20 protein-coding genes are annotated in these 23403 nt (G+C 65.7%); 15 read left to right on the top strand and 5 right to left on the bottom strand.

The annotated features are described in order from the left end of the window. Positions 1-71: 71 nt before the first annotated feature. Complete coding sequence (locus ACZ9C1_RS21550) at positions 72-1805, top strand: C13 family peptidase (RefSeq protein ID WP_277502632.1); 1734 nt, start codon at positions 72-74, stop codon at positions 1803-1805. Between the two features lie 27 nt (positions 1806-1832). After that, a complete protein-coding gene (locus ACZ9C1_RS21545; protein ID WP_102683793.1) occupies positions 1833-2477 on the top strand; it encodes an oxidoreductase in 645 nt (214 codons plus the stop codon). Positions 2478-2585: 108 nt separating this feature from the next. Here the strand turns inward: ACZ9C1_RS21545 and ACZ9C1_RS21540 are convergent, their stop codons facing one another. From ACZ9C1_RS21540 to ACZ9C1_RS21525, 4 genes are all read right to left on the bottom strand, one after another. After that, positions 2586-2846 carry a YceK/YidQ family lipoprotein gene (locus tag ACZ9C1_RS21540; protein WP_372241201.1) on the bottom strand — a complete coding sequence of 87 codons (261 nt, stop codon included), beginning with the start codon at positions 2844-2846 and terminating at the stop codon, positions 2586-2588. 23 nt (positions 2847-2869) lie between these two features. Then, positions 2870-3499 (bottom strand): flavin prenyltransferase UbiX, encoded by a 630-nt coding sequence (gene ubiX / locus ACZ9C1_RS21535; RefSeq protein WP_011532009.1) that lies wholly within the window; start codon positions 3497-3499, stop codon positions 2870-2872. After that, a complete protein-coding gene (mpl, locus tag ACZ9C1_RS21530) occupies positions 3496-4845 on the bottom strand; it encodes a UDP-N-acetylmuramate:L-alanyl-gamma-D-glutamyl-meso-diaminopimelate ligase (protein ID WP_277502629.1) in 1350 nt (449 codons plus the stop codon). Before mpl ends, ubiX begins: the two co-directional genes overlap by 4 nt. Positions 4846-4911: 66 nt before the next feature. Continuing rightward, positions 4912-6846 carry a sigma-54-dependent Fis family transcriptional regulator gene (locus ACZ9C1_RS21525; protein ID WP_476254356.1) on the bottom strand — a complete coding sequence of 645 codons (1935 nt, stop codon included), beginning with the start codon at positions 6844-6846 and terminating at the stop codon, positions 4912-4914. Between the two features lie 267 nt (positions 6847-7113). Between ACZ9C1_RS21525 and exaC the strand changes: the two genes are divergently transcribed. The 9 genes from exaC to ACZ9C1_RS21480 all read left to right on the top strand — a co-directional run bounded on the left by exaC (position 7114) and on the right by ACZ9C1_RS21480 (position 16432). Continuing rightward, positions 7114-8634 (top strand): acetaldehyde dehydrogenase ExaC, encoded by a 1521-nt coding sequence (gene exaC / locus ACZ9C1_RS21520; protein ID WP_139668263.1) that lies wholly within the window; start codon positions 7114-7116, stop codon positions 8632-8634. A gap of 236 nt (positions 8635-8870) precedes the next feature. Further along, entirely contained in the window at positions 8871-10319 is a 1449-nt protein-coding gene (eat, locus tag ACZ9C1_RS21515; RefSeq protein ID WP_476254355.1) for an ethanolamine permease, read from the top strand. Between the two features lie 49 nt (positions 10320-10368). Continuing rightward, entirely contained in the window at positions 10369-11763 is a 1395-nt protein-coding gene (locus tag ACZ9C1_RS21510; protein ID WP_476254354.1) for an ethanolamine ammonia-lyase subunit EutB, read from the top strand. Positions 11764-11771: 8 nt separating this feature from the next. After that, positions 11772-12590 carry an ethanolamine ammonia-lyase subunit EutC gene (gene eutC / locus ACZ9C1_RS21505; RefSeq protein WP_476254353.1) on the top strand — a complete coding sequence of 273 codons (819 nt, stop codon included), beginning with the start codon at positions 11772-11774 and terminating at the stop codon, positions 12588-12590. Positions 12591-12697: 107 nt separating this feature from the next. Next, a complete protein-coding gene (locus ACZ9C1_RS21500; protein ID WP_139668258.1) occupies positions 12698-13156 on the top strand; it encodes a GNAT family N-acetyltransferase in 459 nt (152 codons plus the stop codon). Positions 13157-13422: 266 nt separating this feature from the next. Then, positions 13423-14070, top strand: a complete 648-nt coding sequence (locus tag ACZ9C1_RS21495) for a DedA family protein (protein ID WP_102683801.1) — start codon at positions 13423-13425, stop codon at positions 14068-14070. Between the two features lie 7 nt (positions 14071-14077). Continuing rightward, a complete protein-coding gene (locus ACZ9C1_RS21490; RefSeq protein ID WP_102683802.1) occupies positions 14078-14893 on the top strand; it encodes a M90 family metallopeptidase in 816 nt (271 codons plus the stop codon). A gap of 91 nt (positions 14894-14984) precedes the next feature. Then, positions 14985-15512 carry an inorganic diphosphatase gene (gene ppa / locus ACZ9C1_RS21485; protein WP_016484715.1) on the top strand — a complete coding sequence of 176 codons (528 nt, stop codon included), beginning with the start codon at positions 14985-14987 and terminating at the stop codon, positions 15510-15512. Positions 15513-15733: 221 nt separating this feature from the next. Then, entirely contained in the window at positions 15734-16432 is a 699-nt protein-coding gene (locus ACZ9C1_RS21480; RefSeq protein WP_110704162.1) for a LexA family transcriptional regulator, read from the top strand. Between the two features lie 253 nt (positions 16433-16685). Here ACZ9C1_RS21480 and ACZ9C1_RS21475 read toward each other — a convergent pair whose 3' ends face one another. After that, positions 16686-19613: a TonB-dependent receptor gene (locus ACZ9C1_RS21475; RefSeq protein ID WP_476254352.1), complete on the bottom strand. Its 2928-nt coding sequence runs from the start codon at positions 19611-19613 to the stop codon at positions 16686-16688. A gap of 170 nt (positions 19614-19783) precedes the next feature. Here ACZ9C1_RS21475 and ACZ9C1_RS21470 point away from each other — a divergent pair, with 170 nt between their 5' ends. The 4 genes from ACZ9C1_RS21470 to ACZ9C1_RS21455 all read left to right on the top strand — a co-directional run bounded on the left by ACZ9C1_RS21470 (position 19784) and on the right by ACZ9C1_RS21455 (position 23399). Then, a complete protein-coding gene (locus tag ACZ9C1_RS21470; RefSeq protein WP_198754411.1) occupies positions 19784-20323 on the top strand; it encodes a sigma-70 family RNA polymerase sigma factor in 540 nt (179 codons plus the stop codon). After that, on the top strand, positions 20316-21245 hold the full coding sequence (locus ACZ9C1_RS21465) for a FecR family protein (RefSeq protein ID WP_457378595.1): 930 nt from the start codon (positions 20316-20318) through the stop codon (positions 21243-21245). The genes ACZ9C1_RS21470 and ACZ9C1_RS21465 overlap by 8 nt, the downstream gene beginning before the upstream one ends. A gap of 124 nt (positions 21246-21369) precedes the next feature. Next, complete coding sequence (locus ACZ9C1_RS21460; RefSeq protein WP_476254351.1) at positions 21370-22062, top strand: response regulator transcription factor; 693 nt, start codon at positions 21370-21372, stop codon at positions 22060-22062. Beyond that, positions 22062-23399: a HAMP domain-containing sensor histidine kinase gene (locus ACZ9C1_RS21455; protein ID WP_102683808.1), complete on the top strand. Its 1338-nt coding sequence runs from the start codon at positions 22062-22064 to the stop codon at positions 23397-23399. The genes ACZ9C1_RS21460 and ACZ9C1_RS21455 overlap by 1 nt, the downstream gene beginning before the upstream one ends. Positions 23400-23403 lie beyond the last annotated feature (4 nt).

Below are 23403 nucleotides of genomic sequence, written 5' to 3'. Positions count from 1 at the left end.
CGCAGCGCCCCAATTCACGGCCTGGCGTATTCTGCGGCATACTCGGCGCATCGTTTTCCCCGGAAGCCGCCATGCGCCCCCTGCTCCCTCTCACCCTGATCCTGCTGCTCGCCGCTTGTGGCGAAGGCGAATCCCTGTCTCCGCCGGACGCGCGCCTGCCCGATGGCGGTCGCTACCGTGGCCAGGTGGTGAACGGCCTGCTGCAGGGCGAGGGGCGTATCGACTACCCCAACGGCAGCTGGTACGCCGGCAACTTCAAGGATGGCCAGTGGCACGGCCAAGGTGAATGGCATGGCAGCAACGGCGAGGTCTACCGTGGACAGTTCAGTGAAGGCCTATTCCAGGGCCTGGGCGACCTGACCACGCCCGGCAGCCACTACGCCGGCACCTTCAAGCATGGCCGCCGGGATGGCGAAGGCACCCTCAAGCAACACGACCAGACCTACCGCGGCCAGTTCAAGGACGACCAGTACGAAGGCGCGGGGCAGTTGGAGCTGGCTGACGGCAGCCGCTACCAGGGCCTGTTCGCCAAGGGCAAGCCGAACGGTGCCGGGGTACGCAGCGATGCCAGCGGCAACCAGTTCAGCGGCCACTTCATCGAGGGCCAACTACAGGGTGCCGGCACCTACGACAGCGCCGACGGCGAACAGTACATCGGCGAGTTCAAGGATAATCGCCTCGAGGGCCGTGGCCGCTACGAGAGCGCCGAAGGCGACGTCTGGATCGGCGACTTCAAGGACGGATCGCTGGCCGGCCAGGGCGAACTGCTGGGCAGCGATGGCAGCCGCTACAAGGGTGGCTTCCGTGACTGGCGCTTCGCTGGCACCGGCACCTTGCAACTGGCCGACGGTAGCCAGTATGTCGGCGGTTTCGCCGACGATGCCTACCACGGGCGTGGCAAGCTGACCCACCCGGATGGTCGCAGCGAAGCCGGCACCTGGGTCAACGGCGTGCGCGTGCGCGACGCCCAGGGCAAGCTTTTGCCCGACCCGCTCGACCTTGCCCTGCTCAACCAGGGCAAGCTGCTGGCCGACGCCCTGGCCAAGGTGCCGGCGTCGATCCCGCCGGTGCAGCTGTACAGCCTGGTGGTGGCCGGCGACGGCCAGCAGAGCGTGTTCCTGCGCGAAGCCGACTATGTCAGCAACATGCTCAAGGTGCGTTTCGGCGCCCATGGCCAGGTCACCCTGGTCAACCACCGCGACCACCTGGCCGATCGGCCCATGGCCACCCGCGAGAACCTCACCCGCGCCGCCCGCACCCTGGCCGAGCGCAGCGGCCCCGAGGACCTGGTGTTCATCTACCTGACCAGCCATGGCAGCCACGATCACCAACTGGTGCTCGACCAGCCACGCCTGCAACTGGCCGATTTGTCCGCCGACGAGCTGGCCAGCGCCCTTGCCCCACTGAAGGACCGCGACAAGGTGATCGTCATCTCCGCCTGCTATTCCGGTGGCTACATCGCCCCGCTCAAGGACGACCGCACCCTGGTCATGACCGCCGCCCGGCCTGACCGGGTGTCATTCGGCTGTTCGGAAGAGGCCGACTTCACCTACTTCGGCGACGCCCTGTTCGCCCAGGCGTTGAACCAGACCGACGATCTGAAACAGGCGTTTGAACTGGCGCGGCAAAGCGTTGCCGAACGAGAACGAAGGGAAGGTTTCGAAGCCTCTGAGCCGCAGCTCTGGGCGCCGCCGGCGGTGATCAGCCACTGGCAGCGTCTGCGCCGCCAACAAGCCGAGCACGCCCTGCGCAATGAAGCCCAGCCAGCTTCGGGGGATCAGGCAAAAAACCCTGCTGCCCACTAAGCTGTGTAGTAACGAGGGAGAGACACCATGTACCTGACGCCTCAGCATGTCCTGCTTGCCGGTGCCACGGGTCTGACAGGTGAACACCTGCTCGACCGCCTGCTCAACGAGCCCACCATCAGCCGCGTACTGGCGCCCACGCGCCGCCCACTGGCCGAGCACCCGCACCTGGAAAACCCGGTGGGTGACCCGGCCATGTTTCTCCCGCAACTGGCCGGACGTGTCGACATCGCCTTCTGCTGCCTGGGCACCACCCTCAAGCAGGCCGGTTCCGAGACGGCCTTCCGCGCTGTGGACCTAGACATGGTCGTGGCCTTCAGCAAACGCGCCCGGGAGTTGGGCGCCCGCCATCTGCTGGTGATCAGCGCCCTGGGCGCCGATCCGAAGTCGTCGATCTTCTACAACCGGGTCAAGGGCGAGATGGAGGAAGCCCTAAAGCAGCAGGATTGGCCGCAATTGACCATCGTGCGGCCTTCACTGTTGCTGGGCGAGCGGATCGAGCCACGGCTGGGTGAGCGCATGGCCGCACCGTTCGCCCGCCTGATACCGGGCAAGTACCGCGGCATCGAGGCTTGCACCCTGGCCCGGGCGCTGTGGCGCCTGGCGCTGGAGGAGGAGGACGGGATTCGCGTGGTCGAGTCGGACGAGTTGCGCAAGCTGGGGAAAAAATAGTCAATCCTGAGCCGCCCCAATCGCCGGCAAGCCGGCTCCCACAGGTGATTGCGTAACCCTGTGGGAGCCGGCTTGCCGGCGATTGGGCTGCGCAGCAGCCCTTGGTTATTAAAGACCGCCCGTGGCGTTGAACCCCACCCCCGCCGCTGTCAGCAACGACAACGGCAGCAGCAGCGTATCGAGCAACGCGCTCCCAGGCAGGTCCAGCCCCGGATAGGCCGGCGCCTCGGCCCCGAACCGGTCCTCTGGGCAGCACCCGCCATTGATCACGTACAGGTCAAGCCGTGTCCCGGCATACACCACCGGCGCCCCGGGCTTGTTGGCATCCAGGGTGCGCACCGTGGCGCAGCCACCGAGCTGGGCCAGCATCAGCAGCCCCAGCACCAGCCGCCTCAATCATCGACCCCATGATGATGCTCGCCCCAGCGCGGCAGCATGTCCTGCGGGATATTCAGCAGGTTCAGGATGCGTGCCACGACGAAGTCGACCAGGTCGTCGATGGTCTGCGGCTGGTGATAGAAGCCCGGCGCCGCCGGCAGGATCACCGCACCCATCTGCGACAGCTTGAGCATGTTCTCCAGGTGGATGGTCGAGAATGGTGCCTCGCGCGGAACCAGGATCAACTGACGACGTTCCTTGAGAGTCACGTCGGCCGCCCGCTCGATCAGGTTGTTGCAGGCACCGGTGGCAATCGCCGACAAGGTGCCGGTGGAACACGGCACCACCACCATCGCCGCCGGCGCGCCGGAGCCCGAAGCCACCGGCGACATCCAGTCCTCCTTGCCATACACGCGGATCTGCCCGTCGGCCGCGCCGGTGTACTCGGTCAGGAACGCCTGCATGGCCTGGGGCTTGGCTGGCAACACCACGTCGGTCTCTGTAGCCATCACCAGTTGCGCGGCCTTGGAGATGAGGAAATGCACCTCGCGGTCCTCGCGCACCAGGCAATCGAGCAGGCGCAGGCCATACTGCGCCCCGGAGGCGCCGGTCATGGCCAGGGTGATGCGTTCCGGTCCGCTCACTTCAGCGCCTCGGCCAGCTTGCCGTGCAGGCCGCCGAAGCCGCCGTTGCTCATGATCACCACATGGGTGCCCGGGCGGGCCTGGCCCTTGATGCGCTCGATGATCGCCTCGAGGCTGTCGGCCACCACGCTCGGCACCTTGCACTGCGCGGCGGTGCCGGCCAGGTCCCAGCCCAGGTTGGGCGGTGCGTACCAGATCACCTGGTCGGCGTCGTTGACGCTTTCCGGCAGGCCGTCGCGGTGCGCGCCCAGCTTCATGGAGTTGGAGCGCGGCTCGATCACCGCAATCACCGGAGCCTCGCCTACGCGCTTGCGCAGGCCATCGAGGGTAGTGGCGATGGCGGTCGGGTGGTGGGCGAAGTCGTCATAGATGGTCACGCCCTGAACCTCGGCAACCAGTTCCATGCGGCGCTTGACGCTCTTGAACGCGCTCAGGCCTTCGATACCCATGGCCGGCGCGACACCGACATGACGGGCGGCTGCCAGGGTGGCCAGGGCGTTGGCGACGTTGTGCTGGCCGGTCAGCGCCCAATCGACCACGCCTTGCGCCTGGCCTTCGAACAGCACTTCGAAGCGCGATCCGTCGGCGCTGAGCAGGCGCGCCTGCCACTGGCCACCCTCGCCCGTGGTCTGCACCGGGGTCCAGCAGCCCATGCCGATGACGCGCTCCAGCGCCTGCTCGGTGGTCGGGTGAATGACCAGGCCCTCACTGGGAATGGTGCGAACCAAGTGGTGGAACTGCCGCTCGATGGACGCCAGGTCGGGGAAGATGTCCGCGTGATCGAACTCGAGATTGTTGAGGATCGCGGTACGCGGATGGTAGTGCACGAACTTGGAGCGCTTGTCGAAGAAAGCGCTGTCGTATTCGTCGGCCTCGACCACGAAGAACGGCGTATCGCCCAGGCGCGCCGACACCGAGAAGTTCTGCGGCACGCCGCCGATCAGGAAGCCCGGGCTCATGCCGGCGTGTTCCAGCACCCAGGCCAGCATGCTGCTGGTGGTGGTCTTGCCATGGGTGCCGGCCACGGCCAGTACCCAGCGGCCCTGCAGCACATGGTCGGCCAGCCACTGCGGGCCCGATACGTACGGCAGGCCCTTGTTCAGCACGTACTCCACCGCCGGGTTGCCCCGCGACATGGCGTTGCCAACCACCACCAGGTCGGGTGCTGGCTCCAGCTGGGCCGGGTCGTAGCCTTGGGTCAGCTCGATGCCCTGGGCCTCGAGCTGGGTGCTCATCGGCGGATACACGTTGGCGTCGGAGCCGGTGACGCGGTGGCCAAGGTCCTTGGCCAGCACCGCCAGCGAACCCATGAAAGTGCCACAAATACCGAGAATATGAATGTGCATGATCGACCTCGCAAAACATCGAGGCAGGGTAGCCCAGGGCGAGGGAAATCGCACCCGCTGTTTCGCTCAGCAGGCCTTGGCTATGCCATGTTTGCGCAGTTTTCGATACAAGGTATTGCGGCTGATGCCCAGGTGCTCGGCGACGCGGGTCATGTGCCAGTGGTTTGCCTCCAGGGCGCTGAGCAAGGCCTGGCGCTCGGCATCTCCAAGACACACACGACCATCGTGGGAGCGGCGGTGCGCCGATGCGACTTGCTCCACGATGGCGTTGGCAGGACCCGCTCCCACGTTGCGCACCATTTGCGGGAGGTCCGGATACTCGATTCGCCCCTCCTCGCACAATGCCACCAGCGTGCGCAGCACATTGCGCAACTGCCGCACGTTCCCTGGCCAGGCAAAATCCAGCAGCGCCTGCCGTGCCTTCGGTTCGATTTCGATAACCTGCCCCTCGGCCTCCTGTGCCAGCAGGAAATCCAGCAGCTGTACCTTGTCGCTGCGTTCGCGCAACGCCGGCAAGGCCACCTCCAGGCCGTTGAGCCGGTAGTAAAGGTCTTCGCGGAACCCGCCTTGCGCCACCCGGTCCAGCAGGTCACGGTGGGTGGCGCTGATGATCCGCACATCCACCGCCTGCGGCTCACCACCGATCGGCACTACCTGGCGCTCTTCCAGTACCCGCAGCAAGCGAGTCTGCAGCGCCAACGGCATGTCGCCGATCTCGTCCAGCAGCAAGGTGCCGCCATCGGCCTGCAGCAGCTTGCCGCGCATGCCTTCCTTGCGCGCACCGGTGAAACTGCCGCCGCGATAGCCGAACAGCTCGCTCTCGATCAGACTCTCCGGAATCGATGCGCAGTTGATCGCCACGAACGGCTTGTCATGGCGTGCGCTGGCCTGGTGCACCGCCTGGGCAAAAGCTTCCTTGCCGCACCCGGTTTCGCCGCGCAACAGCAGCGGCACGTCACGTTCGAACACCCGCACGGCGCGGCGAAAGTCCTCGCGCAAGGCCGGATCGAGCAGGCAGATGCCCGGCGCAGCGGTCTGGGGCAAGGCCACCGGCACCGACCACACCGGTGCCCGCGCCTGGCCGCGCAGGCTGGCGAAGACCTGGCGACCGTCGCGGGTATACAGCGGCCACGCGCTGCTGCCCTGGGGCGTGGCGCGGCTGAACAATTCGTCGTGGCTGCAGGCGAAGAACCTGTCCAATGGCTTGCCCAGCACCCCACCACGGATAGTACCCAGCAGGTTCAACGCGCTCTGGTTGGCGGCGCAGATCCGCCCGTCGCCATCAAAGGCCAGCAGGCCCTCGCTGAACAGCCCGACCGACTCGGCCTGCAGGTGGAAACGCAGCAGCCATTGCTGCTCGAAGTGGCGCAGGAAGTAGCAGCTCTCGATCATCTTCGCCGACAGGTTGACCAGCGCCATGGTGTGGAACTGGCTCTGGCGCGAGACATCGGGCCGCGCCGACGACACATCGAGCACCGCCAGCAACTCGCCGTGTGGGTCGAATACCGGGCTGGCCGAGCAGGTCAGCCCGGTATGGCGGCCACGGAAGTGCTCGTCCTGGTGAATGGTCAGGGCCTGGCGCTCGACCAGGCAGGTACCGATACCGTTGGTGCCCTCGCGGGCCTCGCTCCAGTCGGCGCCGAGCCACAGCCCGGCACGCTCGAAGATGCGCTGCTCGCTGGGCGCGGTGACGCAGTTGAGGATCACCCCGCGAGCATCGGTCAGCAACACCGCGTGCCCGGCACCGGACAACTGCTGGTGCAGGCTGTTCATCTCGTTGTCGGCGATCTGCAGCACCTGGCGCAGGCGCTCGCGGCTCTCCAGCAGGCGGCCGTGTTCGAGCACCACCGGTGCCTGGATCCGCGCGGGGTCGAGGTGGTAGTCCTCCAGGCAACGTAGCCAGGAGCGGGCGATGGACGGGTCGCTGCCCGGCCCGCTGGTCTGGCCTTGGGCGACCGTGAGCACTTGCTGGGCATGGCGGCTGAACGGATTGCTCTGCATTTCTTGTTGTTCTCCGCAGATAGAGCGTGCCGTCAGCATCCTCCAGGCGTGGACGCTTTGCAACGTTGCACCGACCCTGCGGTCACGACCTGTGTCGCAAAGGGTACAAAGTGTCACCCTGGCCGTGCCGAGGCTGGCACAGGTCATTTCGATAGCAGCGCTGCCCTTGACCCAAGTCATTGATACACAAGGGCCTCCAGGCGCTGGCCCGACCTTTGCTCTACGCTTGGTAACTCCGCAACAATCACAACGACCAGGAGACACATCATGCGTTATGCACATCCCGGCACCGAAGGCGCGAAGGTCAACTTCAAGAGCCGCTACGGCAACTACATCGGTGGTGAGTTCGTGGCGCCGGTGAAGGGGCAGTATTTCGAGAACACCTCCCCGGTCAACGGCAAGCTGATCGCCGAGTTCCCCCGCTCCACCGCCGAAGACATTGAAAAGGCCCTCGACGCGGCCCACGCTGCCGCCGATGCCTGGGGCCGCACTTCGGTGCAGGACCGTTCCAACGTCCTGCTGCGCATCGCCGACCGCATCGAACAGAACCTCGAGCTGCTGGCCATCACCGAAACCTGGGACAACGGCAAGCCGATCCGCGAGACCCTCAACGCCGACATCCCACTGGCGGTCGATCACTTCCGCTACTTCGCCGGCTGTATCCGCGCCCAGGAAGGCGGCGCCGCCGAGATCAACGAAAACACCGTGGCCTATCACATCCACGAGCCGCTGGGCGTGGTCGGGCAGATCATCCCGTGGAACTTCCCGCTGCTGATGGCCGCCTGGAAGCTTGCCCCGGCCCTCGCTGCCGGCAACTGCGTGGTGCTCAAGCCCGCCGAGCAGACCCCGCTGGGTATCACCGTGCTGATGGAACTGATCGGCGACCTGCTGCCCAAGGGCGTGCTCAACGTAGTGCAAGGCTACGGCCGTGAAGCGGGCGAAGCCTTGGCCACCAGCAAGCGCATCGCCAAGATCGCCTTCACCGGCTCCACTCCGGTCGGCGCGCACATCATGAAATGCGCCGCCGAGAACATCATCCCCTCCACCGTCGAACTGGGCGGCAAGTCGCCGAACGTGTACTTCGAGGACATCATGCAGGCCGAGCCGAGCTTCATCGACAAGGCGGCCGAAGGCATGGTGCTGGCGTTCTTCAACCAGGGCGAGGTGTGCACCTGCCCATCGCGTGCCCTGGTGCAGGAGTCAATCTACCCGCAGTTCATGGAAGTGGTGATGAAGAAGGTGCTGCAGATCAAGCGCGGCGACCCGCTGGACACCGACACCATGGTCGGCGCCCAGGCTTCGCAGCAACAGTTCGAGAAGATCCAGTCCTACCTCAAGATCGCCCAGGAAGAGGGCGCCGAGCTGCTGACCGGCGGCAAGGTCGAGCAACTCGAAGGCGCGCTGGCCAGCGGTTACTACATCCAGCCGACCCTGCTCAAAGGCAACAACAAGATGCGCGTGTTCCAGGAGGAGATCTTCGGCCCAGTGGTCAGCGTCACCACCTTCAAGGACGAGGCCGAGGCCCTGGCGATTGCCAACGACACCGAGTTCGGCCTGGGCGCCGGCGTGTGGACCCGCGACATCAACCGCGCCTATCGCATGGGTCGCGGCATCAAGGCCGGCCGCGTATGGACCAACTGCTACCACCTGTACCCGGCGCATGCCGCGTTCGGTGGCTACAAGAAGTCCGGTGTCGGCCGTGAAACCCACAAGATGATGCTCGACCACTACCAGCAGACCAAGAACCTGCTGGTGAGCTACGACATCAACCCGCTGGGCTTCTTCTAGATCGTGGATTAGGGCTGCTTTGCAGCCCTTTCGCCGCGGTTCGTCGCCACGGCAAGCCGGCTCCCACAGGGACTGCGCATTGCTCTGTGGGAGCTGGCTTGCCAGCGATGAAGCAACCACCGTTATCAGGCCATTTGCGGTTGCCGTGCAGCACCTGCTCTGGCTCGCTTCCTGCAGTACCTATCACCATCGGCCCGGAACCCTTCCGGCCACCAAGAAGAAAAACAGGTGAATCCATGCCAAGCGATCATTCCGCCGGCGCGCCGGCAAGCTCCTCCGTCGACTTCGAAAAGGTCGGCTCGGACTATTTCCAGCAACGTGAACTGAAGAAAGGTGCCGCCGGCTGGGTCCTGCTGGTGGGCCTGGGCGTGGCCTATGTGATCTCCGGCGACTACGCCGGCTGGAACTTCGGCCTGGCACAAGGCGGCTGGGGCGGCATGTTCCTCGCCACCCTGCTGATGGCCACCATGTACCTGTGCATGTGCTTTTCCCTGGCGGAACTGTCGTCGATGATCCCCACCGCCGGCGGCGGCTACGGCTTCGCCCGCAGCGCCTTCGGCCCCTGGGGCGGCTTCCTCACCGGCACGGCGATCCTCATCGAGTACGCCATCGCGCCCGCAGCCATCGCCGTGTTCATCGGTGCCTACTGCCAGTCGCTGTTCGGTATCGGCGGCTGGATGATCTACCTGGCCTTCTACATCGTGTTCATCGGCATCCACATCTTCGGGGTCGGCGAGGCGCTGAAGCTGATGTTCATCATCACCGCGGTTGCCGCCATCGCCCTGGCCGTATTCCTGATCGGCATGGTGCCGCATTTCGATGCAGCGAACCTGTTCGACATCGCCAAGACCGACGCCGTCGGCGCCAGCAGCTTCCTGCCGTTCGGCTATGTCGGGGTCTGGGCGGCGATCCCCTATGCGATCTGGTTCTTCCTCGCGGTCGAAGGCGTGCCACTGGCCGCCGAAGAGACCAAGAACCCGAAGCGTGACCTGCCCCGTGGCCTGATCGGCGCGATGCTGGTGCTGCTGGCCTTCGCCTTGTTGATCCTGGTGGTCGGCCCCGGTGGCGCCGGTACCGAAGCCCTCAAAGCCTCGGGCAACCCGCTGGTCGAGGCGCTGTCGAAGGCCTACGGCGGTTCCACCTGGATGGGCGGCTTCGTCAACCTGGTGGGCCTGGCCGGCCTGATCGCCAGTTTCTTCTCGATCATCTATGCCTATTCGCGGCAGATCTTCGCCCTTTCCCGCGCGGGCTACTTGCCACGCAAGCTGTCCGAAACCAACAAGAGCAAGGCCCCAGTGCTGGCCCTGGTGATCCCCGGGATCATCGGCTTCGCCCTGTCGCTGACCGGCCAGGGCGACCTGCTGATCCTGGTGGCGGTGTTCGGCGCCACGCTGTCCTACGTGCTGATGATGGCCGCGCACATCACCCTGCGTATCCGTCGCCCTAAAATGGAGCGTCCGTACCGCACCCCCGGCGGCATCTTCACTTCGAGCGTGGCCCTGGTGCTGGCCTGCATCGCCGTGGTCGCCGGCTTCCTGGTCGACCCCCGGGTGGTGATTGGCGCCGCGGTGATCTATGCAGTATTAATTGCCTACTTTGCGTTCTACAGCCGCCACCACCTGGTGGCCGGTACACCGGAAGAGGAATTCGCCGCGATCCAGAAGGCCGAAGAGGCCCTGCACTGATTGCCGACTTGCGCCGCAGGCCAGCCCTGCGGCGCCCTGGAGATTCTGTATGGCAAGTTTCACGCATACCGTGGGCCACCAGGTCTACCGCTTCGACAGCCTCAAGGAGGTGATGGCCAAGGCCAGCCCGGCACGCTCGGGCGACTACCTGGCCGGCGTCGCCGCCAGTAACGACGGCGAGCGGGTGGCCGCGCAGATGGCCCTGGCCAACATCCCGCTCAAGCACTTTCTCAGCGAAGCGCTGATCCCCTACGAACAGGACGAAGTCACCCGCCTGATCATCGACACCCACGACACCGCAGCCTTCGCCACGGTCAGCCACCTGACCGTCGGCGGCTTGCGCGACTGGCTGCTCAGCGACCAGGCCGACGAACACAGCCTCAGGGCCCTGGCCCCTGGCTTGACGCCGGAAATGGCCGCCGCGGTGTCGAAGATCATGCGTGTGCAGGACCTGGTGCTGGTGGCGCAGAAGATCCGCGTGGTCACCGCGTTCCGCGGCACCATGGGGCTGCGCGGGCGGCTGTCGACCCGCCTGCAGCCCAACCACCCCACCGACGAGCCGGCCGGTATCGCCGCGAGCATTCTCGACGGCCTGCTGTACGGCAACGGCGATGCGATGATCGGCATCAACCCGGCCACCGACAGCATCGCCTCGATCTGCGCGCTGCTGGAAATGCTCGACGCCATCATCCAACGTTACGACATCCCCACCCAGTCCTGCGTGCTGACCCACGTCACCACCTCGATCGAGGCGATCAACCGCGGTGTGCCGCTGGACCTGGTGTTCCAGTCCATCGCCGGCACCGAGGCGGCCAACGCCGGCTTCGGCATCAATCTCAACGTGCTGCAGGAAGGCTACGAGGCCGGCCTGTCACTCAAGCGCGGCACGGTCGGGCAGAACCTGATGTACTTCGAGACCGGCCAAGGCAGCGCCCTGTCGGCCAACGCCCACCACGGTGTCGACCAGCAGACCTGCGAAACCCGCGCCTATGCGGTGGCCCGGCACTTCAAGCCGTTCCTGGTCAACACCGTGGTCGGCTTCATCGGCCCTGAGTACCTGTACAACGGCAAGCAGATCATCCGCGCCGGCCTCGAGGACCACTTCTGCGGCAAGCTGCTGGGTGTTCCGATGGGCTGCGACATCTGCTACACCAACCACGCCGAAGCCGACCAGGACGACATGGACACCCTGCTCACCCTGCTGGGCGTCGCCGGGATCAACTTCATCATGGGCATCCCCGGCTCCGACGACATCATGCTCAACTACCAGACCACCTCGTTCCACGACGCGCTCTATGCCCGCCAGACCCTGGGCCTGAAGCCCGGGCCGGAATTCGAGGCGTGGCTGGAGCGTACCGGCATCTTCACCCAGGCCGATGGCCGCATCCGCTTCGGCGACAACCTGCCGCCGGCCTTCCGCCAGGCCCTGGCACAGCTGGCCTAGAGGTAAGCATGGAACGACACGCACCCACCCCCGACAACCCCTGGCTGGCCCTGCGCAACCTCACCCCCGCGCGTATCGCCCTGGGCCGCACCGGCATCAGCCTGCCGACCGGCGCCCAACTGGACTTCCAGTTCGCCCATGCCCAGGCCCGCGACGCCGTGCACCTGCCCTTCGACCACGTCGGCCTGCGCCAGCAGCTCAGCGAGCGCGGGCGCGACAGCCTACTGCTGCACAGCGCCGCCAGCGACCGCCACCAGTACCTGCAACGCCCGGACCTGGGCCGCCGCCTGCACGACGACTCGGCCCAGTGCCTGCGCGAGCACGCCCAGACCAACCCCGGCGGCGTCGACCTGGCCATTGTCGTCGCCGATGGTCTCTCGGCGCTAGCCGTGCACCGCCACACCCTGCCCTTCCTGAGCCGCTTCGAGGAACAGGCCGCCGCCGATGGCTGGAGCAGCGCCCCAGTGATCCTGGTGGAGCAGGGCCGGGTCGCAGTGGCCGACGAAGTGGGCGAGCTGCTCGGCGCGCGCATGACGGTGATGCTGATCGGCGAACGCCCAGGCCTGAGTTCACCCGACAGCCTGGGCCTGTACTTCACCTACGCACCCAAGGTCGGCCTGACCGACGCCTACCGCAACTGCATTTCCAATGTACGCCTCGAAGGCCTGAGCTACGGCATGGCCGCTCATCGCCTGCTGTACCTGATGCGCGAGGCCTGCAGGCGCCAGCTGTCGGGGGTGAATCTGAAGGACGAAGCCGAGGTCCATAGTATCGACAGCGAAGATTCTGCCGGGAAAAGCGGAAACTTCCTGCTCGGTGAAGGGTAAAAAACATGTCACCGAAGGCGGATTGCGCTTCTAGCCTGCTTTAGGCAGCATGCCAGTGGACGCTGCTGGCAATCCGCCGTATTCCCAATGGACTCAGAGGCCCGCCCATGCGCATTATCCAGGCAACCTTGGAACACCTCGACCTGCTCACCCCGCTGTTCGTGAAATACCGCGAGTTCTATGGGCAACTGCCTTACCCGGACAGTTCGCGGGCCTTCCTCGAGAAGCGCCTCAAGCGCAAGGAGTCGATCATCTACCTGGCCCTGCCGGATGATGGCGATGACCGCCTGATGGGCTTCTGCCAGCTCTACCCGAGCTTCTCGTCGCTGTCGCTCAAGCGCGTGTGGATCCTCAACGATATCTACGTCGCCGAAGACTCGCGGCGCATGCTGGTGGCAGACAACCTGATGCGCGAGGCCAAGAAGATGGCCAAGAAATCCAACGCCGTGCGCATGCGCGTGTCCACCAGCAGCGACAACGAAGTGGCTCAGAAGACCTACGAATCCATGGGCTTTCGCAAAGACACCGAGTTCGAGAACTACATCCTGCCGATCAGCCAGGATTGAGCAAGCCACGTACCGGGGAGCGGGCTTATAGCGCGGTTGCCGCGATGGCCCCAGCGCGGGGCAAGCCCGCTCCCATGAACACGAACGCGATCCCACAGTCGTAACCCCTCGCTACAAACTCTCCGGGCACGATCTGGACTTCGCCGTATAATCCCCCTCCTGTCATGTGAGAAAAGTTACCGGCACAACCGGTAAACCCTCCCCAACCATGGCGCTGTCCGTCATCGCGTGCCCGTGGAAGCGGGTCAAGAACACAGGTGCTGTACATGGATTTCAACCCGCTGGACCTCATCCTGCATCTCGATGCCTACCTCGATCTGCTGGTCAACAACTACGGTCCCTGGATCTACGCCATCCTTTTCGCCGTGATCTTCTGCGAGACCGGCCTGGTGGTCATGCCGTTCCTGCCGGGTGACTCGCTGCTGTTCATCGCCGGCGCCGTGGCCGCCGGTGGCGGGATGGATCCGGCGCTGCTGGCCGGCCTGCTGATGGCCGCGGCGATTCTCGGCGACAGCACCAACTACGTGATCGGGCGCACGGCGGGCGAGCGCCTGTTCCGCAACCCCAACTCGAAGATCTTCCGCAAGGACTACCTGCAGCGCACCCACGACTTCTACGAGCGCCATGGCGGCAAGACCGTCACCCTGGCGCGCTTCCTGCCGATCCTGCGTACCTTCGCGCCGTTCGTCGCCGGTATCGCCCACATGCACTATCCGCGCTTCCTGGCCTTCAGCGTCGCTGGCTCGCTGCTGTGGGTGGGCGGACTGGTGACGCTGGGCTACTTCTTCGGCAACGTGCCGTTCATCAAGCAGCACCTGTCGCTGATGGTGGTGGCGATCATCCTGCTGTCGCTGGTGCCGATGATCCTCGGCCTGCTGCGCGGCCGCTTCGGTCGCACGGCCAAGGCCCACTGACCTGGGCATGTGGTCGTTCAGCGCCTGGCGGCGCCGGCGCACCCTGGCCCGCTATCCGGTCGATCCACAGCTGTGGCAGGTGATCCGCGAACGCCTGCCGCTGCTCGACGGCATCAGCGACGAAGAAGACCGCTGGTTGCGTGACGCCTGCGTGCTGTTCCTGCGCGACAAGCACCTGACCACCCTGCCCGGGGTCGAGCTGGACGACGAGCAGCGCCTGTTCCTCGCCGCCCAGGCCCAGTTACCGCTGCTGCACCTGGGCGAACTGAACTGGTACCAGGGCTTCCACGAGATCATCCTCTACCCGGACGACTTCAAGAGCCCCCAGCGCCACCGCGACAGCAGCGGGGTCGAGCATGTCTGGGACGCCGAGCACAGCGGCGAAGCCTGGCAGCAGGGGCCGGTGATCCTCGCCTGGCCCGGCGTCCTGAGCAGCGGCGGCTGGGAGGCCTACAACCTGGTCATCCACGAACTGGCGCACAAGCTGGACATGCTCAATGGCGATGCCAACGGCCTGCCACCCTTGCACAACGGCATGCGCGTGGAGGACTGGGCCCAAGCCATGCAGCAGGCCTACGACGAGCTGAACCGCCAGCTCGACGCCAACCCCGACGCCGAGACGGCCATCGACCCCTATGCCGCGGAAAACCCGGCCGAGTTCTTCGCCGTCACCAGCGAATACTTCTTCAGCGCGCCCGACCTGCTGCACGAGGCATACCCGAAGGTCTACCAGCAGCTGTCGCTGTTCTACCGCCAGGATCCGCTGAGTCGCCTGGCACGTCTGCAGGCCGAGCACCCGGACTATCGCGCCAGCCACGGCTGAACGCCGCGCATCAGGCCGGGCGTGGCACCCACTGTGGGAATGTGCCTATAATCGCCGCCACTTTTTTGATCAAACACGGGGGCATTGCCCAATGAGCTACAGCAAGATTCCAGCCGGCAAAGACCTGCCGAACGACATCTACGTCGCCATCGAGATCCCGGCCAACCACGCGCCGATCAAGTACGAGATCGACAAGGACAGCGACACCCTGTTCGTCGACCGCTTCATGGCCACCCCGATGTTCTACCCGGCCAACTACGGCTTCATCCCCAACACCCTGGCCGACGACGGTGATCCGCTGGACGTGCTGGTCGTGACCCCGTACCCGGTCGCCCCAGGCTCGGTGATCCGCGCCCGTCCGGTTGGCGTGCTGAACATGACCGACGACGGCGGCGGCGACGCCAAGGTCATCGCCGTTCCTCACGACAAGCTGTCGCAGCTGTACGTCGACGTGAAGGAATACACCGACCTGCCTGCCCTGCTGATCCAGCAGATCGAGCACTTCTTCGCGAACTACAAGGATCTCGAGAAGGGCAAGTGGGTCAAGATCGAAGGCTGGGACGGCGCCGACGCCGCCCGCGCCGCGATCACCAAGTCGGTCGCAGCCTACAAGGGCTGAACCTGACACGAAGAAAACCCTGCTCCGGCAGGGTTTTTTTATGGGCACCGTCAGCCACCCGGCAGCGGGCCTGAGGCAACGTGTTGGCCCTGCAATTGGGCACCATATCGAATCTTCCTACCTGATCCTCAGCTACCACCTACAAATCGCCATATTTCCTACAAATACCCTCGACATCGGGTTGATTTCCACACCGTTCAACGGGAGATAGACTCGCCGTCATGAAAACATCCGGTGACCGTCTCAAAGCCCTCCTGCTGGAGTGCAACCTGACCCCTTCCGACTTTGCCGCGCAGCGCAAGGTCACGCCGCAGCACGTCAACAACTGGTTCAAACGCGGCGTGCCCCAGGCCAGGCTCGACGAGCTCGCCGACCTGTTCTGCGTGCGCAGGCGCTGGCTGCGCAGTGGCGAGGGCCCGAAGCATCCGACACCGCTCGCACCCGCCCGCTGCGTGCCCCAGGGCATTGCACTGCCACCGCCGCTGCTGGGCCTGGACACAGGCATGGCGCACCTGCCCCTGCATCACCTGCAGCAGGGCAGCCTGCAGGCGCTGCCGGGGCATTACCAGCCGGTTCCCCGCCGAGCCCTGGACGCCTTGCAGGTGTCGACGGAAAAAGCCATCTGCCTCGGTATGCCCGGCAACAACATGCTGCCCCTGCTGCCGGAGGGCACCCTGCTAGCCGTCGACCGCAGCTTCACCCGGGTGGTCGAAGGCGAATGCTACGCACTGCTGCACAATGGCCGCCTGCGGGTGCACCATCTCACCCTGGGCCAGAACGGCACGCTGTGCCTGCACAGCCATGACCGCCTCAACCACCCCTGCGAACGCTACACGGCCTATCAACGCCGCGTGCAGAAGGTGGAAATCCTCGGCTGGGTGTTCTGGTGGTCGTGCCTGCGCCCTGCGCGCCCAGGCTGAAACACCTCGCACCACTTTTTGCTGGGCAGGGGCCACACACACGGGTATGCTACGCGGCACATCATGCCCCCTGATGGTGCAAGCCGCATTCCAGAGGGCCTGGCGACGCCTCACACAGCCGTCCGCCATCTTTTTCAGGCCATGTTGCCAACCGTTTAAGGCGGTTGCGGCTTATCAAAAATGAGCCAAGACCGTCCCCGAGAAGCCGGCCACAAGCCGGCTTTTTAATGCCTGTCGACAAGCAAGGCACCCCTCAGAATCGCGCCACCATCCCCACCCGCCAGGTCCGTCCAGGTGCTGGCATGAAGCTCTGCGCCAGCGGATCCAGGTAGTAGCGGTCCGTCAGGTTCTGCACCGACACGTTCAGCTCGGTGTGCTCCAGCACCTTGTACTTGAGGAACAGGTCGAACAGCGCCACCGAGCGGTAGTCGATCTGCGGCGTGGTCGCGCCGGTCTGCCAGGGCTTGTCCATCTGCGCGGTAGGCCCCGAGGTATAGGTCATGCGCCCGCCCACGGTCAGCGCCTCGTCGAAGAAGCGCAAGCCGGTCAGCAGGTTGGCCGAGAAGCGTGGCGGGTTCTGCGTGTTGGTGTAAGAGCCCATGTAGCTGCCCGGCGTGCAGTCCGGGGTGTCGTGGGTGCGCTGGTACTGATTGGCGCTGGCGCGCAGCTTGCCGGCAAAGGCTGCGTCGCAGGTCTCGGTCATCAGGTAGTAGGTGGCCGACAGGTCGGCAAACACCCGCCCGGCATCGTAGTGCGACTGCAACTCCAGGCCGCGGGTGTGGAAACTGTCGGTATTGCTGAAGGTCATCTGCCCCCACAGCCCCGGGCTTGGGTCGTAGTAGCGGGTGATGTAGTGCTTGATGTCGTTGTCGAAGTACGCCAGCTTGGCCGATGCCTCATCCCCGGCGCTCAGCAGGCTGCTGCGCAAGGCACTGACCCCCACCTCCCAGCTGCGCGAGCGCTCAGGCTTGAGGTGCTTGCCCGGGGTGACCTGCTGGGTGCCCTGGCTGGTCTCGAACAGCGAAGGCAGGCGCAGGCCTTGGGTATAGGAGGCATACACGAAGGTGTCGGGGAGGAACTCGACGTTGATGCCGAAAGCCGGCGAGAAGCCTCCGCCGCTGCTCTTGCCCTGCGGGGTGTAGTTGTAGCCGGTGGTCACATTGCTGACGCTTTCCGGGTGGACGACCACATTGGTCGCGCCGGACTCGTTGAACGGCACGCCATTGAACGGCTCGTTGCTGTTCTCGAAGACGATGCCATTGTTCAGGCGCGGGTCGGTGGCGTCGGTGTACTGGCCGTTCTGGTCAGGGAACCACATCATGCTGCCCCAGTGCCCCGGGCTGCTGGCGGTAATCCAGCGCATTTCGCGCTCCTCGCGCCGTGCCTCGGCGAGCACGCTGTTGTCCTTGGTGCGGTAGTGGGCATAGCGGCCGCCACCCCACAGCGTCACCGCCTCGATGGGCTTGTACTCCAGGTTGCCGTTGAAGCTGAACTCCTGGCGCGACGCATCGCGCAACATGCGGTTGGCGTTGATGTCGTGCTGGGTGGCCACCACGTTCTTCTGCGGCTGCAGGTCTTCGAGCTGGAACGCACCGCCCAGGTCGAGCTTGAAATCGCCATGGTCGGTGCTGAACCGCGACACGTTGCTCAGGTCGCCACCGATGCGACGGTTATCCTGGCGCGACCAGGCGCGGTCGGTGCGGAACAGCTGCGACTTGGGCGCCATCCAGGCCGCGCTCAAGGTGCTGGTCTTCGAGTCGGTCATCCACAGGTTGCTGGTGAGGTCCACCCACGGATTGCCCTCGGGCAGGTAGTGATAACGGGCGGTGTAGGTGTCGATCTCGATTTCGCTGGTGGGGTACTGGTAGATGCCGGCGGTGCCATAACGGAAGATGTCCGACGGCATGATCTCGCCCATGTGCCCGTCGAAGCGCCGGTAGCCGAGGTCCAGGGTGTGGTCGTCGGCCAGCCGCCAGGTGGTCTTGAGCAGGTAGGAGTCGGTCTCGGCCGACGAGTTGAGCACTTCCTCGCCGGCATTGTAGGTGTTGGCGACACTGGCCTGCTCCTCGCCCCAGCGATCATAGAGGCGGTAGCGGTCCTGGCCCTTCTTGCCGGAGAAGTAGTTGCCCTGGTTGCGGTGCGCATAGGCCGCCACCAGGTCGAAGCGCTCGTGGGAATAGGCGAAGGCGGCGCTGCCGGATTCGGCCTTGGAGCCGAATAGGCTACCGCGCTCATCACGCGGCGCCGCACTCAGGTCCTCGTCCAGGGAGTTGCGGTTGCGGTGTTCAGGCTCCACGCCGTTGTTCCACAGGTTGCCGGTCAGGCGAACGCCGACATCCTTGCCATCGACCAGGATGTCATCGACGCCGATGGTCTTCATCTCCACCGAACCGCCAATCGCCCCCGAGCGGGTGCTGGGGCCCTTGTTCACGGTGACGCTGCTGATCAGGTCGGGGTCGATGTAGCTGCGCTGCTGGGTGCCGCCGTAGCCCCGGTAGACATCCACCGCCTGCTCCGAGCCATCGACCCTGACCGCGACCCGGCTCTGCCCCTGGATGCCGCGAATATTGACGTCCAGCGCGCCGCCGTTGCGGCTGTCGCCTACCTGCACGCCGGCCACGCCCTTGAGCATGTCGCCCACCGACACGGTGCTGAAGCGGTCGAGGTCTTCACGCGACAGGTGCACCGTCGAGCGCGGCGCGCGGTAGGTATCACGCTGCGGGTCGACCATTTCACTGGAGGCGACCACGGTAGGTGTCAGCTCGGTTGCCGTCGCCGATGCCTGGGCCTGAGGGATGAGGATGTACGCCCCCCGTGAGTTGGGCAGCAGCTGCAGGCCGGTATTGGCCAGCAGGCGCCGGGCGCCCTCCTGCACGGTGTAGCGCCCCTTGAGCGCTGGCGCGGCGCGGCCGCGGGTCAGGTCGGGGTCGTAAGACAGCAACAGCCCCGATTGCTTGGCGAACACGCCCAGCGAGGTGCCCAGCGGCCCCTGGGCGATATCGTAGTCGCGGCGCGTGGCGTCGTCGGGCCGGCTGTTCTCGGTTGCCGCCGGGGCGGCCTGGGCCAGGCTTGCGCCAGAGCCCAGCAAACAGCCGAGCACCGCGCACCGTACGGCGAAGCTGATCGGGGACAAGCGTTGCAATGGGCGCGAAACAGGGGGAAGCCGATAGCTGGCGGGCATGCTTTTCTCGCTCGTGAGGTCAGTGCCCGGCACTCGATGCGGGCTTGCACCCCTTCTGTCGCACGACAGCGAAAAAGGTATATGCGTGCGATTCGCATTTTCACTTGATCTTGTGATTTAGCCAAATCTAGTGATAATTGTTTGCATTTACACCCTTGGCCCCGCTGCCCATGACCCTCTTCAAGAACCCGCCACGGCACATCGAGCACTGCGCCGTGACCACGCTGTATGTCGAACACCACGCCTGGTTGCGCGGCTGGCTGGCGTATCGCTTGCGCTCCTGGGGGCGTGGCGTGGCCGATGACCTGGCCCAGGACATTTTCGTGCGCGTGCTGGCCAGCCGCGACACCACACAGCCTGATACCCTGCGCCAGCCACGTGCCTACCTGGCCCGTATCGCCAATTGCGTGCTGGTCAGCTGGCGTCGGCGGCATTCCCTTGAGCAGGCCTGGCTCGAGGCCCTGGCGTTGGTGCCCGAGGTCGAACATCCGTCGCCCGAGCAGCAGAGCGTGATTCTCGAGACCCTGCACGAGATCGATGCCGTGCTCGACAGCCTGCGGCCACGGGTCAGGCAAGCCTTCCTGATGGCAACGCTGGACGGCATGAAGCAGAAAGACATCGCCCAGGCACTGAACATCGCCTTGCCGACAGTGAAGAAGTACATCCACGAAGGCTACGTCGCCTGCCTGAGCCAGATGCCCGATGAGTGAACAGCCCCCCATCGCCCAGGCCATTCTCGCCCAGGCCGCCGCCTGGCTGCTGTTGATGCAGGAAGGACCACTGACGCCGGCGCAACGGCTCGAACTGGAGCACTGGCGATACCGCGACGCCGAGCACGAACGCGCCTGGAACCGGGCGCAGCGCCTGCTCTCCCGCCTCGGCACCTTGCCTCCCACCCTGGCCCGACAGACGCTGGTGCGCCCGGACAGCAGCCGGCGCACCGTACTGCGCACTCTGCTGGTGTTGCTGGGCGCGGCCCCCCTGGGTTGGTGGGCATGGCGGCGCAGCGAGGGTGGCATCGACTACCTCACCGCCCGGGGCGAGCGCCGGGATGTGCTGCTGGCCGACGGCACCCAGGTTTCTCTCAACAGCGACAGCGAGCTGAGTGTGCGCTTCACGGCCGAGCAGCGCCTGCTGCACCTGCGCCGGGGCGAGATATACATCGTCACCGCAGCGGACCCGTCGCGGCCTTTGCGGGTGCGCACCGGGCAAGGCGTCATGCAGGCGTTGGGCACCCGCTTCAGTGTGCGCCAGTTCCCCCAGGAGACCCTGCTCGCGGTCTACGAAGGCGCCGTACAGGTCCAGCCCGAAGCCGCCGGCGGTGTCATCGTCCAGGCAGGCTCGCAGCTGCGCTTCAGCCGTGATCGATTCGATCCACTGCAGGATGCACGCGACGCTCAGCTGGCCTGGCGCAATGGCCTGCTGGTAATCGACGAGATGCCATTGCTGCAATGGACCCAGGAGCTGATGCGCTACAGCGACCAGCGCCTGGTCTGCGACCCGGCGTTGGCCGAGTTGCGGGTATCGGGCAGTTTCCCGATCGATGACCTGCCCCTGGCCCTGGCCATGTTGGCGCAGAGCCATAAGCTGCGTATCCGCAGCGAGGCCGGGGGGACATTCATCAGCCGCTGACATTACACAGCCGCTCCCGCATGTGCCGTGTAACGCGACGAAATGCCGGCACCTGGCCATTGCCCCAGCACCGCCGTCAATGGGATGATTCGTATTTGCAATGTATTCTCATCAAGGCAATCCCGTGTCCCCCAAGCTCCTCCTCGCCGAAGACGATCCCCGCCTGCGCCAGGACCTGGAACACCACTTCCTGCGCCGTGGCTTCAGTGTTCAGGCCTGCGAGAACGGCACCCAGACCTTGAATGCGATACACCAGACACACTTCGACCTGCTGCTGCTGGACATCATGCTCCCGGGTGTCGACGGCCTCAGCCTGCTCGACGAACTGCGCCGGCACCAGGCCGTGCCGGTGATGCTGATGTCGGCCCTGGGTGCCGAGCAGGACCGCATCAGCGGTTTCACCCGTGGCGCCGACGACTACCTGCCCAAACCCTTCAGCCTGGCCGAGCTCGATGCCCGGGTCGACGCCCTGCTGCGCCGGGTGGCGCTGGACCGGCGCCCGCCCGCTCCGCGCAATGCCTGCGCACTGGACTTCGACACGGCCAACCATGATGTCGCGCACCATGGCCAGAACGCCGGCCTGACCGGTTCCGAGTACCGCCTGCTGATGACCTTGCAGGCCCACCCCGGCGAGGCGCTGAGCAAGGCTTTCCTATATCAAAGCGTCCTGCACCGGGCCTACACCCGCCTCGACCGCGGCCTGGATGTGCATGTCTGCAACCTACGCCGCAAACTCGCCGCCATCGGTGCGGGGCACCTGGAGATCCAGGCCGTGCGTGGCCAGGGCTATATCCTGGTCGACCCGGGTAGCGCCTGATGCGCCGACATCCGCTGCTGTGGAAACTGGCGCTGCTGCAGGTATGTTTCTGCCTGCTGCTGACCTGGCTGATCTGGACCTGGGGCCTGTCGGTAGAACGCAGTACCTACTTCCTCGCCCCCGCCGACCGGATGTACCTGGCCGGCTTCGCCGAACAGGCCGAGCAGGCCTGGCGCACGGACGGCGCCGTCGGCGTTGAGCGCCTGCGCCGCGAACTGGAAGTCCGGGAAGACACCTGGGTCGCCATCATCGGCCCGCACCTGCAGAGCCTCGGTACCACGTCGCTGAGCGCCGAAGAGGCCAGCCGCCTGACCTTCATGCGCAAGCTCGACTGGCCCATGAGCCGGCGCCTGCAGGACGAGTTGCCCTATGTGAGCATCGAGTTCCCCAGCCGCCCCCAGGAGGGTCGCCTGGTCATTCAGCTCCCCGAGCACCTGCTGCCGACCGGGTTGACCCCCTGGACCCACGTGATCACCCACGGCGTGGCCCCTGCCCTGCTCGCCTTGTTGCTGGGCCTGGCGTTGTACCGCCACCTGGTCGTGCCCCTCAACCGCCTGCGCGACCGCGCCGATGCATTGCGCGCCGACGATTTGGACGGCCCCCGCCTGCCCTTGCAGGAACGCCGCGACGAGCTGGGCGAACTGGCCCAGGCCTTCGAGCACATGGCCGTGCGCCTGCGCAGGAGCCTCGACCAGCAACGCTTGCTGTTGCGCACGCTGTCCCACGAACTGCGCACGCCACTGGCGCGCCTGCGCATCGCCCATGACAGCGGCCTGCCCCCGGAGCAGTTGCGCCAGCGCCTGGACCGGGAAGTGGACGACATGCAGAAACTGCTGGAGGACACCCTCGACCTGGCGTGGCTGGACACCGAGCAGCCGCAACTGGCGACCGAGCCGGTGCTGGTGCTCTCGGTGTGGGAAGCGCTGGTGCAGGACAGCTGCTTCGAGAGCGGCTGGGCGATGGCGCGACTGCCCTGCTCGCTCGGCCTCGACTGCGTGGTGCAGGCCCACTTGGACAGCCTGGCCCAGGCCTTGGAAAACCTGCTGCGCAACGCCATCCGTCATTCGCCCGCCGGTGGCCAGGTCAGCCTGGAGGGCTGGCGCGAGGGCACGCACTGGCACCTGTGCCTGCGCGACCACGGGCCTGGGGTGCCGGAGGCGGAGCTCGAACCGATCTTCCAGGCCTATCGCCGCCTGCCCGGCAGCGGCGCCGGTTTCGGCCTGGGCCTGGCCATCGCCCGGCGCGCCATCGAGCTGCAGGGCGGACGGCTCTGGGCGAGCAATGGCTACCCTGGGTTGTGCCTGCACCTGCTGCTGCCCGCGGCCGAAAGTGTTTAGAAAG

Source organism: Pseudomonas sp. TE21435 (genome assembly GCF_056279265.1).
The sequence above is the reverse complement of the archived record's forward strand: the minus strand, read 5'-3'. Positions and strand labels throughout refer to the sequence as shown.

Excerpts from the sequence above, each read along its gene's own strand:
- exaC (WP_139668263.1), top strand. The coding sequence starts at position 7,114 with ATGCGTTATGCACATCCCGGCACCGAAGGCGCGAAGGTCAACTTCAAG.
- ACZ9C1_RS21500 (WP_139668258.1), top strand. The coding sequence starts at position 12,698 with ATGCGCATTATCCAGGCAACCTTGGAACACCTCGACCTGCTCACCCCG.
- ACZ9C1_RS21510 (WP_476254354.1), top strand. The coding sequence starts at position 10,369 with ATGGCAAGTTTCACGCATACCGTGGGCCACCAGGTCTACCGCTTCGAC.
- eutC (WP_476254353.1), top strand. The coding sequence starts at position 11,772 with ATGGAACGACACGCACCCACCCCCGACAACCCCTGGCTGGCCCTGCGC.
- mpl (WP_277502629.1), bottom strand. The coding sequence starts at position 4,845 with ATGCACATTCATATTCTCGGTATTTGTGGCACTTTCATGGGTTCGCTG.
- ACZ9C1_RS21480 (WP_110704162.1), top strand. The coding sequence starts at position 15,734 with ATGAAAACATCCGGTGACCGTCTCAAAGCCCTCCTGCTGGAGTGCAAC.
- ACZ9C1_RS21475 (WP_476254352.1), bottom strand. The coding sequence starts at position 19,613 with ATGCCCGCCAGCTATCGGCTTCCCCCTGTTTCGCGCCCATTGCAACGC.
- ACZ9C1_RS21490 (WP_102683802.1), top strand. The coding sequence starts at position 14,078 with ATGTGGTCGTTCAGCGCCTGGCGGCGCCGGCGCACCCTGGCCCGCTAT.
- ACZ9C1_RS21465 (WP_457378595.1), top strand. The coding sequence starts at position 20,316 with ATGAGTGAACAGCCCCCCATCGCCCAGGCCATTCTCGCCCAGGCCGCC.
- eat (WP_476254355.1), top strand. The coding sequence starts at position 8,871 with ATGCCAAGCGATCATTCCGCCGGCGCGCCGGCAAGCTCCTCCGTCGAC.
- ACZ9C1_RS21550 (WP_277502632.1), top strand. The coding sequence starts at position 72 with ATGCGCCCCCTGCTCCCTCTCACCCTGATCCTGCTGCTCGCCGCTTGT.
- ACZ9C1_RS21455 (WP_102683808.1), top strand. The coding sequence starts at position 22,062 with ATGCGCCGACATCCGCTGCTGTGGAAACTGGCGCTGCTGCAGGTATGT.
- ACZ9C1_RS21495 (WP_102683801.1), top strand. The coding sequence starts at position 13,423 with ATGGATTTCAACCCGCTGGACCTCATCCTGCATCTCGATGCCTACCTC.
- ACZ9C1_RS21470 (WP_198754411.1), top strand. The coding sequence starts at position 19,784 with ATGACCCTCTTCAAGAACCCGCCACGGCACATCGAGCACTGCGCCGTG.
- ppa (WP_016484715.1), top strand. The coding sequence starts at position 14,985 with ATGAGCTACAGCAAGATTCCAGCCGGCAAAGACCTGCCGAACGACATC.
- ACZ9C1_RS21545 (WP_102683793.1), top strand. The coding sequence starts at position 1,833 with ATGTACCTGACGCCTCAGCATGTCCTGCTTGCCGGTGCCACGGGTCTG.
- ACZ9C1_RS21525 (WP_476254356.1), bottom strand. The coding sequence starts at position 6,846 with ATGCAGAGCAATCCGTTCAGCCGCCATGCCCAGCAAGTGCTCACGGTC.
- ACZ9C1_RS21540 (WP_372241201.1), bottom strand. The coding sequence starts at position 2,846 with ATGCTGGCCCAGCTCGGTGGCTGCGCCACGGTGCGCACCCTGGATGCC.